Below are 11,901 nucleotides of genomic sequence, written 5' to 3'. Positions count from 1 at the left end.
CCCAGCACTCTTTCGAGTGAGATGACGTCGAGGCCTATACCTGATCAAGGCCCACTTCCGGGCGGAAAAGAGGTGAAAGCCGTCCCTTCGCCACCCATTGGGAGGTAGGAAAGGTCCGGCACGTCGGCATCATGCGTCACACGTGCACTACGCAGCGTGATCAGCGGTGATCAGTCGTGGTCGGTCGTGGAGGGAGTGCCGGGTGGGTCAGCCGGAGATGCAGCCCGAGGGTCCGCCTCAGGACGAGCGGGGCGGGGAGGCGGCCGGGCCGCGGCCGGGCGACCTGACGGGGCGGACGTTCCCCCTCGGGGACTGGGGCGAGCCCGCGCCCCGGCTCGACGAGCTGTACCGGTGGGTGGAGCGCGGGGCGCTCGACACCGCCGCCTGGTATCTCGCGGACCGGGTGTGGAAGCGGCGCGGCGCGCGGGCCCTGCGGGGCGGGGCGGCGGCCGGTGCGCTCGTCGGGGCCTCGCTGCCGCTGCTCGACCTCACCGGGGTGGTCGGCGACGTCGCCGCCTGGGGCTATCTGGCGCTGCTGCTCGCCGTCGCGTGCGTCGCGGTTGATCGGTTCTTCGGGGTCACGTCCGGGTGGATAAGGGACGTGGCCACCGCGCAGGCCGTGCAGCGCCGGCTCCAGGTGCTCCAGTTCGACTGGGCCTCGGAGAGCGTACGGGAGGTGCTGGGGCCGGCCGAGGGGACCGCCGGGGAGGCCGCCGAGCGGTGTCTCGGGGTGCTGCGCCGGTTCTCCGAGGACATCACCGAGCTGGTGCGGGTGGAGACGACGGACTGGATGGTGGAGTTCCGCACCGGGTCCGCGCCGCTCGGGATCCAGACGGCGGTGGCGGGGGCGCCGCGGGCGGACGCGAATGTGGTGCAGGGAAGGTTTCCGTTGCCTCCGGGGGCGGGGGGTACGCGGCCGAACATGCCTCGGCAGCGGCCGCCGGAGCCGAGGTGAGGTGGGGTGAGGTGAGATGACGGGGCGCCCTAGGGGCGCCCCTAGGGCGTCGCATGGCAGCAGGGCTAGGGGCGGATCTAGCTTTGTGGTTCGGGGAAAGCGACCGGGCTTCTGAGCCCCTTCGTGTTCACCGCCCGCACCCCGAAGAAGACGTTGTCCTTCGAGAGGTCGATCTCGTACGTCGTCACGTCGCCGACCGGGATGACATGCGTCCACTCGGGCGCCGTCGTCTCCCGCCATACGATCTCGTAGCCGGCGAGGTCCTCTTCCGTACCCCGCGTCCACACCAGCTGGGTGGAGTTGGTGAGCAGGGTCGTGACGATCTTCGCGCCCCTCGGAGTGCCCGGGGCCTGCGCCAGCGTCCACAGGGCTGCACCGTTGACCTTGGCGACGCGGGCGGTGAAGTCGAAGTCGCAGAACTCGGGCAGGTCGCCGTACTGCTTGCCGTCCTCCACGCGGACGTCCTGGTGCTGGTGGGCGAAGTCCTCGGCGGGCTCGGTGAAGCGGGCGGCGGGGTAGGCGCGTTCGAGGAACGGGATGTGGTCGCCGCCGCGGCGGTAGCGGTCCCGGCGGTAGACGACACGGACGTGCATGCCGGTGGCGTCGTTGTCGGCCACGTCCCGTACGAAACGGGCGAGTTGGCGGGTCGCCGAGTCGTTCTCACCGCCCACCGAGCGGCGGATCGCGGCCTGTTCGGGGGTCTCGGAGGACGGCACGCCTTCCGCGAAGAGCCGGATGGTGTACGGGTCGCGGGTGCCGTCGTCCGCCGTCGTGCTGCCGACGATGTCGTTGGTGAACATGCCCTGGACGTCCGCCCCGGCGGCCTTGAACTGCTGGGCCAGGTACGCCGATCCGAACAGGCCCTGCTCCTCCCCCGCCACCGCCGCGAACACGATCGTCGCGGCGGGACGCCGTTTCGCCATCACGCGCGCCAACTCCAGTACGACCGCCACCCCGGACGCGTCGTCGTCCGCGCCCGGCGCGTCGGAGGTGGCGTCCATGACGTCGGTGACCCTGGAGTCGTAGTGCCCGGAGACGACGTAGATCCGGTCCGGCGTCACCGAACCGCGCAGAGTGGCGAGGACGTTGGTGATCCGGGTCGGCGTCGGGATGCGCGGGCCCGGTTCCTGGACGTACGACTGGAGTTCCGCCGTCATCCGGCCCCCGGAGGCGGCGGCGTACGCGCGCAGCTCCGCCAGCAGCCAGTCGCGGGCGGCGCCGATGCCGCGGGCCGGGTCGTCCTGGGCGGAGAGGGTGTGGCGGGTGCCGAAGGAGACGAGCTTGCGGACCGTTGCCTCGATGCGGGCTGGGTCTATCTCCCTTAACAGCGCCCGGAGTTCGCGGGTCGGGGGCTGGGCGGTGGCGGGGCGCTGGGCGGTGGCCTGTGGGCCCCCGCCGGGCGGTGCCGCCTCTGCCGTGCCGGCCCCCGCGGCCAGTGCGGACCCTCCCGTCGCGGCCAGGACCGTTCTTCTGCTGGGACGCATGCGCTCTCCCGGGGTCAGGGGGTTCAGGGGGTTCAGTGGGTCAGATGGCTTCGGTGGGGTCGGTGAGGTCGGTGGGTCAGGATGTCGTCACCCACACAACTCCTCTTGCCGCTCGCACGGAAGATGGCCGTACTCGCGGATCACGTCCTGGCTCGTGGCCTCGTCGAGGTAGGCGAGGAACGCGGCGGCGAGCGAACCGGGGCGCGTGGCACGGTGGGTGTAGGCGTACTCGACGCCCCGGTAGGGGTAGCGGTCGGTCTTCACGGACGGGGCGATACCGTCGAGCGGCACGGTCCGCACCCCCTCGTGGCCTGCGGCGACGGTGAGTTCGCTGTAGCCGATGGCCCCCGGCACCTTGCTCACCGCCTCCAACACGTCCTGTGTGGAGTCGAGTTCGCAGCGCACGACGGACGCCGAGCGGTCGTCCTGGTGGACGCAGTCCAGTGACGTGCTCGGCACCCGCTCCCAGGTGCCGAGGACGCGCTGCTGGAAGGTCTGCCGGGTGCCGGAGTCGGCGTTGCGGCTGACGAGGGTGACCGGCAGATCGGGGAGGGCCGGGTCGAGTTGGCGCCAGCGGGTGATCTCGCCGCCGTAGAGCCGTCGTACGTCCCGTTTCGACAGTCCCTGGGCGCCGAGGGCGATCCGGTCGTTCACGACGAGGGTGAAGGCCGACAGGGCGACCTTCTCGCCGTGCAGGCCCAGGCGGTCGCCCATGGGGCCGTCCGAGAAGGCGATGACGTTCTTGGTGCCCTCGGCGGCGAGTTCGGTGACCCCGGCCTCGCTGCCGCGTGCCTCGACGGTGATGTCGGCGCCCTCGCAGTCCTTCTCGTACTCCTTCGCGAGCGTCCTGACCACGGGCGCGAAGGCGGTCGAGCCGGTCACCGTGAGGCTGCCCTGTTCGCAGCCGAGCGGGGGTCTGGTGTCGTCGCGGGCGACGATGATGGCGGCGAGGGCGACGACGGAGAGCGTGAGCAGGGCGGTGAACAACCGGGCCGGGCCGCTGAGCAGGGGCGGGGTCTCGTCCGGGGTCGCGCTGCGGTTGGGGTGCACCTCGCCCTCGCGCAGCCCGCCGGTGAGCCGTATTCCGCTGCCCACGTCGCCGCCGGACAGCAGGACGAGCAGCTTGAAGTGGTCGCCGCGGTTGAGGGGGACGCGGGGGATGCGCAGCCGGTTGCCCTCGTAGCCGAAGCCGCGTTCCGGGGTGAAGTGGTCCATGAGGTGGTCGCGGTCGGTGGGCTGGGTGACCGAGACGCCGCGGATGGTGCGGTCGGTGAAGACCGCGGTCAGGCCGTGCGGGGCGGGGCCCGTGTAGTCGTCGCGGTCGATGCCCTGCGAGCCGTCGTTCTCGACACGCAGGAGGACGAGGGTGGCGTCGGCCATGTCCGGGGCCTCGTTGAACAGGCCCAGGCGGACGTTGGCCCGGCCCGAACGGACGTCGTCGCCGATGGGGTTGTCCATCTGGACGCGGTAGCCGATGCGCTTCCTGCGCGGCACCCGGCGCTCGTACCAGACCATGACCCCGGACGCGGCGATGCCGAGGACGGCGGTCCCGACGGCGACCAGGTTCTCTGCGCTCAGCCATTCCACCGACGGGACCGTACGAGTGTGCGGCCTCAACTCCCTTACCAGGGCGCGTACTTCGCGTTACTGCTTGGTGTACGTCAGCTTCTCGCCGGTGCCGGTGTTGACGCGCTCCAGGGTGCCGTCCGACTTCAGGGTGATCTCGGTGGCCGCGCCCGGGGAGCAGGAGGTGGCGGGCTCTCCGACCGTCACCGTGGACGGGCCGATCTCCAACGGGCCGTCGCTGCCCGGTGGTTCGGTGAGCGCGGCCTGGAAGACGCAGTGGTAGTCGGGGCCGTCGGCGACGAGGGAGAGCACCGTGTCGCCCACCTCGCCCTGCTGGATGGTGAGTCGGCGGGTGTGGTGGCCCTCCGCGTTGTCGATGCCCGCGGTCCAGGTGCCGAGGTAGCCGGCGGGGACGGTGCCGTCCGCCGGGGCCGAGGTGGTGGGCGTCGGCGAGGGTTCCGTGGGGGTGGGTGAGGGGCCGGGGGTCGTGGGCGCGCTGGTGGTGGGCGTGGGCTTGGGGTCGGCCTTGTCGTCGCCGCCGCTGCTCATCAGCGCGTAGACCGACCCACCGGCGCCGAGCGCGACGACCAGGGCGACGGCGACGAGCGCGATCGTGGACCGGCTGCTGCGGCGCTGGGGGTCGGGCTGGGGGTGCGGTTGGTGCGGTTGGTTGGGGTACGGGGTGCCCCCTGGGCCGTACGGCGGGGTGGCGCCGGGGCCGTACGGGGGAGTGGCGCCGGGGCCGTAGGGCGGGGTGGCGCTTGGACCGTAGGGAGGAGTGGCGCCGGGGCCGTGGGGCGGGGTGGCGCCGGGGCCGCCGCTGTACGGGTTGTACTGCGCCGGGACGCCGGGCGCCCAGGGCTGCTCGGGGTGGCCGTAGGCGGGGGTGGACGGGGGCGGTGGCGCGTACTGCTGGGGCGGCTGCGGCTGTGGCTGCTGCGGGTAGCCGTACGCGGGATGGGCGGGCGGGGTCGGCGGAGGGGTCGCCCCGCCGTACTGCCCGACGGCCGTGGGCAGGTGATTCAGCGGCGCCCCGCCCCCGGGCTTCCCAGGCACGGGCGGCGCGTCCTCGGCAGCGGCGGAGGCATGCTCGGGCGCCACCTCACCGCCGACGCCCTGCGCGCCTCCAGCCCCCTCGACGCCTCCTGCACGCGCAGCGCCCTGAGCGGCTCCGGCGACGCCGGCCTGCCCGGCTCCCCCGAACTGCCCGGCGCCCCCAGCAGACCCAGCAGCCCCGGCACCCGCCTGCCCGGCGCCCCCGGCCTGCCCACCGGACCCGAACTGCCCGGCAGCCCCGGCCTGCCCGCCGGCCCCTGCAGACCCAGCAGCCCCGGCACCCGCCGCGGCCCCCGCGCCCCCGGCAAAACCAACACCCCCCGCGAATCCCGCGCCTCCAGCTACCCCAGCCTCCGCGGCGACTCCCGCGCTTCCAGCAGCCCCGGCGCCAGCCGCACCTCCAGCACCTCCAGCAACCCCAGCAACCCCAGCAACCCCAGCACCCGCAGCACCCGCGCCCCCGACGCCCCCAGCACCCCCGCCGCCAACGCCCCCGGCACCCCCATCGCCGCCGCCAACGCCAACCCGGCCCCCCTCAACGCCACCCCCGGCACCCCCATCCCCCTCCGGATCCTCCGTCTCCAGCAACTGCACCGCATGCCGCCCGAGTTGCGCCACCAGCGCGCTCGGCAGCCACGGGTCGCGGGAGCGGCCGTCGGAGACCGTGTCCTCGGCGCCGGTGCGGTCCAGGACGCGGTCCAGGGTCGGGCGGGCCGCCGGGTCCTTCTTCAGGCAGGCCCGGACGAGATCGGCGAGGCTCTCCGGGACCCCCTCCAGGTCGGGTTCCTCCTGGGCGATCCGGAACATGAGCGCGTGCACGCCACTGCCCCCGGCGCCGAAGGGAAGCTTGCCGGTCGCGGCGTACGCGAGTACGGACCCCAGGCAGAAGACGTCGCACGCGGGCGTGATCCTGTCGCCCCGCACCTGCTCGGGCGCCATGAACCCGGGCGAGCCGACCAGCGCGCCGGTCCGCGTCAGGCCCCCGTCGGTCACCGTCTCCAGGGCGCGCGCGATGCCGAAGTCGATGACCCGCGGCCCGTCGATCGTCACCAGCACGTTGGAGGGCTTCAGGTCCCGGTGGATGATCCCGGCGGCGTGGATGTCCTTCAGCGCGTGCGCCAGCCCGGCGGCGAGGATCCGCACCGACCGCTCGGGCAGCGCCCCGTGATCATGGCCGACGACCTGCTGGAGGCTCGGCCCGGCGACGTACCCGGTGGCGACCCAGGGCACCGTGGCCTCGGTGTCGGCGTCGAGGACGGGCGCCGTCCAGTACCCGCCGACCTGCCGGGCGGCCCGCACCTCCTGCCGGAACCGCGCCCGGAATTCCTCCTGCGCGGCGAGCTCCTCGCGCACCAGCTTCACGGCGACGGTCCGCCCGCGCTCCGAGCGCGCGAGATACACCTGCCCCATCCCACCGGCCCCGAGCCGCGCCAGCAGCCGATACGCCCCGATCCTCTGCGGATCCCCGGCCCCCAGCTTCTCCATCGCAGGCCCTCCCCCGACGTCCCCCGTTGTGCGCCTGTGCAACATCCCCACGATAGTGCGAGGGCAGGGGGGTTGAGCGGGCCGGGTTCGACGGTTCCGTAACGGCGCCGTCCACTTCTGTGACCGACGGGCCGACCCGCGGGCCGACCCGGTAGGCCCGCCCTCAATAGACGTCTCGCGTGGTCCAGTTGACGAGCAGGTCCATGTCCACGGTGAACGGCATGTGCAGCACCTCACCCGCCGCGCCGGTGAACAGTCCCCAACCCGGCTCCTGCACGATCTCCCAGGTGAGCACCACTTCGATCGCCGAGTACGGCGGCACCGGTACCGCCACGGTGTGCTTCCGGGACAGCTCCGCCCGCGACGTCACCGAGTAGGACCGCCTGACCTCGTCGCTCAGCGTCTTGCCCAGGGAGGCGAACCCGGCGAAGTTCAACCCTCCCTGAGTGCCCTGGACCGTAACGTTGTGGTGGTCGACCGTGACCGTACGCGCCACGGCCCAGGCGAACTCGTGGGAGCCCGTCACCGTTGCGGCGCTGCCGTTGCGCATGACGTGGCTCTCGGTGCGGGCGGGGTATTTCACGCGCTCCAGCTTCGAGAGCCGCGTCAGCCGGAACTGGGCGGGGGTGCGCGCGGACGAGGCGGCGGACACGTTCTGCCGCGGGTTCCGCGCCGAGAACAGGAGGGCCCGGACCTCGCTGGGCGTCATGTCCCCCCAGATGTTCCAGACCTCTCGGCACCAGCCGCAGGTGAAGGTGTTGGGACGCGAGTACGTGACCTTGGCGCCGCCCGGAGCGAGTCGCAGACGCTCGAAGGCGTTCAGGCCGTTTCCGCCGCCGGTGAGGTTCAACGCGTCGTTGAGCAGGTTGTAGGCGCCGTTCAAAATCGCTGCGCCGCAGTACGGACAGCAGCCGCTCCTCATGTAGTGGCGCATTTCGTCGGTGATCCTTCGCAACATGGCCCGCCCCCTCGATGCCACCCACGATCGGCGCCCGCGACACGAGGCAGGCCCCCTACCGAGAGTAGGGACGAACCACCCCGGCCGCGCCCCTCACGCGACAACCTGTCGCGGAAACCCCCCGTCCACAGAACAGGACGCCGATACCGCTTCCGCATCGCGGACATTTACGCTCACCCGCATGACCCCTCAGCCAAACCCCGAGGTCGGCGCCGCCGTGAAGGCCGCGGACCGTGCTCATGTGTTCCACTCCTGGTCCGCGCAGGAGCTCATCGACCCGCTCGCCGTCGCCGGTGCGGAGGGGTCGTACTTCTGGGACTACGACGGCAAGCGGTACCTCGACTTCACGAGTGGCCTCGTCTACACGAACATCGGCTACCAGCACCCGAAGGTCGTCGCCGCGATCCAGGAACAGGCCGCAACCCTGTCCACGTTCGCGCCCGCCTTCGCGATCGAGGCGCGGTCGGAGGCGGCGCGGCTGATCGCCGAGCGGACGCCCGGCGATCTCGACAAGATCTTCTTCACCAATGGCGGCGCGGACGCCGTCGAGCACGCCGTGCGCATGGCGCGGCTGCACACCGGGCGGCCCAAGGTGCTCGCCGCCTACCGCTCGTACCACGGCGGTACGCAGCAGGCGATCAACATCACCGGCGACCCGCGCCGCTGGGCCTCCGACAGCGCCTCCGCCGGTGTCGTGCACTTCTGGGCGCCGTACCTGTACCGCTCCCGCTTCTACGCTCAGACCGAGGAGCAGGAGTGCGCGCGGGCGCTGGAGCACCTGGAGACGACGATCGCCTTCGAGGGGCCGGGAACGGTCGCCGCGATCATCCTGGAGACCATCCCCGGCACCGCCGGGATCATGGTCCCGCCGCCGGGCTATCTCGCGGGCGTCCGCGAGATCTGCGACAAGTACGGGATCGTCTTCATTCTCGACGAGGTCATGGCCGGCTTCGGGCGCACCGGTGAGTGGTTCGCGGCCGATCTGTTCGGGGTCGTGCCCGACCTGATGACCTTCGCCAAGGGCGTCAACAGCGGGTACGTCCCGCTCGGCGGTGTCGCCATCTCCGGCGCGGTCGCGGAGACCTTCGGCAAGCGGCCCTACCCGGGCGGTCTGACGTACTCCGGGCATCCGCTGGCCTGTGCCGCCGCCGTTGCGACGATCAATGTCATGGCGGAGGAGGGGGTGGTCGAGAACGCCAAGAACCTCGGTGCGGCCGTGGTCGAGCCCGCCCTGCGTGAGCTCGCCGGGCGGCACCCCTCCGTGGGCGAGGTCCGCGGCGTCGGCATGTTCTGGGCGCTGGACCTGGTCAAGAACAAGGAGACCCGCGAGCCGCTGGTGCCGTACAACGCGGCCGGCGAGGCGAACGCCCCGATGGCCGCGTTCGGCGCCGCCGCCAAGAAGCACGGCATCTGGCCCTTCATCAACATGAACCGCACCCATGTGGTGCCGCCGTGCAACGTCTCCGAGGCAGAGCTGAAGGAAGGCCTGTCCGCGCTGGACGCGGCGCTCTCCGTGGCGGACGAGTACACGGAGTAGCCACCTGTGCCTCCCGGCGCTACGCGGGTAAACACCGGGAACCCGAACGCGTAAGGTGGCGTGCTCGTAGACATAGACGTGCACGCCACCCGACCGCCATCAGGGAGAGGCCCGAACCATGCCCGGCACCGGCGCCGTGACCCGCAACACCCTGCGGCAGCAGATCGCCGACGCGCTACGCGACGAGGTGCTGGGCGGACGGCTCCAGCCGGGGCAGGAGTTCACGGTCAAGGAGATCGCCGAGCAGTACGGGGTGTCGGCGACGCCGGTGCGCGAGGCGCTGGTCGACCTCGCCGCGCAGGGCCTCCTCGAGGCGGACCAGCATCGCGGCTTCCGGGTCCACGAGTACTCGGTCGAGGACTACCGCGGCATCATCCAGGCCCGCGCCCTCGTCATCGACGGCATGTTCAAGGCGCTCGACGACGGCCATCTGGGCCTGGTCGACGAGCCGGACGCCACCCGCATCCCGGCCCTGCTCGCCGGTGTGCGGCGCCGCGGCGAGGAGGCCCAGCGGGCCGCCGGGGCCGGTGACCTGACCGTCCTGATCGGCTATGACCTGCGGTTCTGGCGCGAGTTGAGCGCGCTGTTCGGCAACCCCTACCTCTCGGACTTCCTGCACCGGCTGCGGGTGCAGTCCTGGGTGTGCGCGGTGCAGCATCTGCGCCGGGTCGGCGATCTGCGCGGGGAGCTGTGGGCCGACCACACCGGGCTGGTCGACGCACTGGTCAGCCGGGACACCAAGGCCGCGCGGGAGATCGTCGCCGCGTACAACGCGCAGTCGCTGGCGGTCATCGAGCGCATGGCCGGGCAATGAGGCCTGCCCCCGGGGTGTGGGTAGGAGAACTTCACGATTACTCTTCCCAGACCGGTTCGCTACGCCGAGCTATCCGAGGAGCCCTCTTTGGCCTGTGACCTGTGGCTGGTACCGCTCGTCGACGTGTTGTGCCACACGCCCGACAACCCGTTCGCCGAGGAACTCGCGCAATACAACAAGGTGCTCGCCGAGGCCGGGCTGCCGCCGGTGCCGGTGTACCAGTACATGCCGGGCCTGTCCGGCGAGGTCGCCCCGGTGGCCGGCTTCGACTACGACGCCCTGCACTTCCTGCGCCGCGCGTATCTGCTCCAGGTCTGCGGGCTGCCGGTGACGCCGGTCGACGAACTCGGCGGGGACTACGAGCAGTTGCTGGAGATGTTCGAGGCGACGGCCCAGCAGTCGCATCTGGTCTGGCACTACGACCACGCGGGCGCCTACGTCCCCGTCGACTTCCCGCACCCGCTGGCCAACGACGAACTCCTCGCGGGCGGCGGCCCCTTGGGCTCCGCGCAGACCCTGCTGCGGGAGCTGGCGCTGGTCGGCCCGTCGATCGGCATAGACCCCGCCAACCCTCCGGCGGCCCCGCAGCCGCCGCTCGGCCCCACCGAGCTGGAGGAGCCGGCCGTCCCCGCCCCGTACGACCCCAGTCCCTTCGCCCGGGAACGGCACGTCTGGCTGGGCCTGCACGCGGCGGCGACCCGCAGCCTCGCACAGGGCTCGATGATCATCTTCAGCTGAGGTCAGCGCCCCAGCTGCGAGAGGCCCTTCTGGACGTCGTCGAGGTTCATCAGCGGCGTGTAGGAGATCTTCGCACCCAGGTTGAGGAAGAACGGCTCGCTGATCGCCGGCATCTGGGAGACGTCCTGCAGATCGAAGACCAGGAGGGCGGTGCGGTTGCCGTCTTCGGCGGTGAAGTAGGCCGCCTCGGGCTTGGTCTGCTCCACCGACTCCTGGATCAGTTTCCCCAACGTCCCGTTCCGGATGGCCTCGTTCGACCGTTCCGTGTCCAGGCTCGCCTTGAGCAGTACGCGCATCGCACTCACCTTCTCCTGGCCGACCGATTTGCGTACCTTCACATCGTATGCCTGATATCTCCGTTCCTGTACTCCACCGGAAGGACACCGAACGCCTCCCCCGGTGCGACGCGCCCCGCGGCCGCCCGGAGCACGCTGGAACCCACTCGAAGGGAGACGGCGATGATCCTGGTGACCGGTGCGACAGGGCACGTGGGCAGTGAGCTCGTACGACGACTGGTGGCGTCCGGCGCGCCGGTACGGGCCATGACGCGGCGCCCCGACGAGGCCCGTGTGCCCTCCGGCGCGCGGCCGGTGTACGGCGACGCGGGCGACCCGGCGAGCCTGCCGGCGGCGTTCGCGGGCGTCTCCGCCGCGTTCCTGATGTCGGCCCAGCCGGTGGGCGCGGCCCCGGCCCCGACCCATGACCTGGCGCTCGCGGAGGCGGCCCGGCAGGCGGGCGTACGGCGGCTGGTGAAGCTCTCCGTCCTGGACGGCGGCGCGGGCAGCGACCCGATCGCCCGCTGGCACGCGGCGGCGGAGGCCGCGGTCGTCGACGCCGCCCCCGTCTGGACCCTGCTGCGCCCCGGCCGCTTCATGTCCAACGCCCTTCATTGGGCGGGCCAGTTGCGCGGCGGCGACGAGGTGGCGATCCCGTTCGCGGACCGCCCGGCGGCGAGCGTCGACCCGGCGGACCTGGCGGAGATCGCGGCCCTCGCCCTGACGACCGACGAACACGCCCACATGACCTACGAGTTGAGCGGCCCCGAGTCCCTGACCCCGGCGCAGGAGCTGTCCCTGCTGGGCCGGGTCCTGGGCCGCGACCTGCGGGTACGCCCCGTACCGCCCGAGGCGGCCCGCGCGGGCATGGCGCGGTACGGCTTCCCGCCCGAGGTCGTCGACGCGATCATGCGCCGCACGCTGGAGGACGACCGGGGCGCGGACGTCCTCCCGACGGCGGCGAAGGTGCTGGGCCGCCCGCCGCGCACGTTCGCGCGGTGGGCGGCGGCACACGGGGAGGCGTTCCGGTGAG

At 72.2% G+C, this 11,901-nt stretch carries 10 protein-coding genes; 5 read left to right on the top strand and 5 right to left on the bottom strand.

Features of this window, described 5'->3' with window-relative positions:
- The first annotated feature begins 202 nt into the window (after positions 1 to 202).
- Positions 203 to 955, top strand: a complete 753-nt coding sequence (locus CRP56_RS23120) for an SLATT domain-containing protein (RefSeq protein WP_097266916.1) — start codon at positions 203 to 205, stop codon at positions 953 to 955.
- A gap of 77 nt (positions 956 to 1,032) precedes the next feature.
- On the opposite strand, the gene CRP56_RS23115 is transcribed toward CRP56_RS23120, so the two are convergent.
- The 4 genes from CRP56_RS23115 to CRP56_RS23100 all read right to left on the bottom strand — a co-directional run bounded on the left by CRP56_RS23115 (position 1,033) and on the right by CRP56_RS23100 (position 7,504).
- The gene (locus CRP56_RS23115) at positions 1,033 to 2,439 is read right to left on the bottom strand and encodes a M20/M25/M40 family metallo-hydrolase (protein WP_097266914.1); all 1,407 of its coding nucleotides are present in this window, start codon (positions 2,437 to 2,439) and stop codon (positions 1,033 to 1,035) included.
- 87 nt (positions 2,440 to 2,526) lie between these two features.
- Entirely contained in the window at positions 2,527 to 4,026 is a 1,500-nt protein-coding gene (locus tag CRP56_RS23110) for a PstS family phosphate ABC transporter substrate-binding protein (protein WP_097266911.1), read from the bottom strand.
- 57 nt (positions 4,027 to 4,083) lie between these two features.
- Entirely contained in the window at positions 4,084 to 6,546 is a 2,463-nt protein-coding gene (locus tag CRP56_RS23105) for a serine/threonine-protein kinase (protein ID WP_097266909.1), read from the bottom strand.
- A gap of 163 nt (positions 6,547 to 6,709) precedes the next feature.
- Complete coding sequence (locus tag CRP56_RS23100; RefSeq protein ID WP_143664929.1) at positions 6,710 to 7,504, bottom strand: hypothetical protein; 795 nt, start codon at positions 7,502 to 7,504, stop codon at positions 6,710 to 6,712.
- A 181-nt stretch (positions 7,505 to 7,685) separates the two neighbouring features.
- Here CRP56_RS23100 and CRP56_RS23095 point away from each other — a divergent pair, with 181 nt between their 5' ends.
- The 3 genes from CRP56_RS23095 (at position 7,686) to CRP56_RS23085 (ending at position 10,593) form a co-directional block, all read left to right on the top strand.
- Complete coding sequence (locus tag CRP56_RS23095) at positions 7,686 to 9,041, top strand: aspartate aminotransferase family protein (RefSeq protein WP_097266905.1); 1,356 nt, start codon at positions 7,686 to 7,688, stop codon at positions 9,039 to 9,041.
- A gap of 118 nt (positions 9,042 to 9,159) precedes the next feature.
- Positions 9,160 to 9,855: a GntR family transcriptional regulator gene (locus CRP56_RS23090; RefSeq protein ID WP_097266903.1), complete on the top strand. Its 696-nt coding sequence runs from the start codon at positions 9,160 to 9,162 to the stop codon at positions 9,853 to 9,855.
- An 87-nt stretch (positions 9,856 to 9,942) separates the two neighbouring features.
- Positions 9,943 to 10,593, top strand: coding sequence for a hypothetical protein (locus CRP56_RS23085; RefSeq protein ID WP_097266901.1), 651 nt, complete (start codon positions 9,943 to 9,945; stop codon positions 10,591 to 10,593).
- A gap of 2 nt (positions 10,594 to 10,595) precedes the next feature.
- Here the strand turns inward: CRP56_RS23085 and CRP56_RS23080 are convergent, their stop codons facing one another.
- A complete protein-coding gene (locus tag CRP56_RS23080) occupies positions 10,596 to 10,889 on the bottom strand; it encodes a hypothetical protein (RefSeq protein ID WP_097274374.1) in 294 nt (97 codons plus the stop codon).
- Between the two features lie 162 nt (positions 10,890 to 11,051).
- On the opposite strand from CRP56_RS23080, the gene CRP56_RS23075 reads away from it, so the two are divergent.
- A complete protein-coding gene (locus tag CRP56_RS23075) occupies positions 11,052 to 11,900 on the top strand; it encodes an NAD(P)H-binding protein (protein ID WP_097266899.1) in 849 nt (282 codons plus the stop codon).
- Position 11,901: the final 1 nt, after the last annotated feature.

Source organism: Streptomyces sp. TLI_55 (assembly GCF_900206255.1).
Classification (GTDB): Bacteria; Actinomycetota; Actinomycetes; order Streptomycetales; family Streptomycetaceae; genus Streptomyces; species Streptomyces aquilus.
Note: the sequence above shows the minus strand (reverse complement) of the source record. Positions and strands in the feature narration are given on the sequence as shown.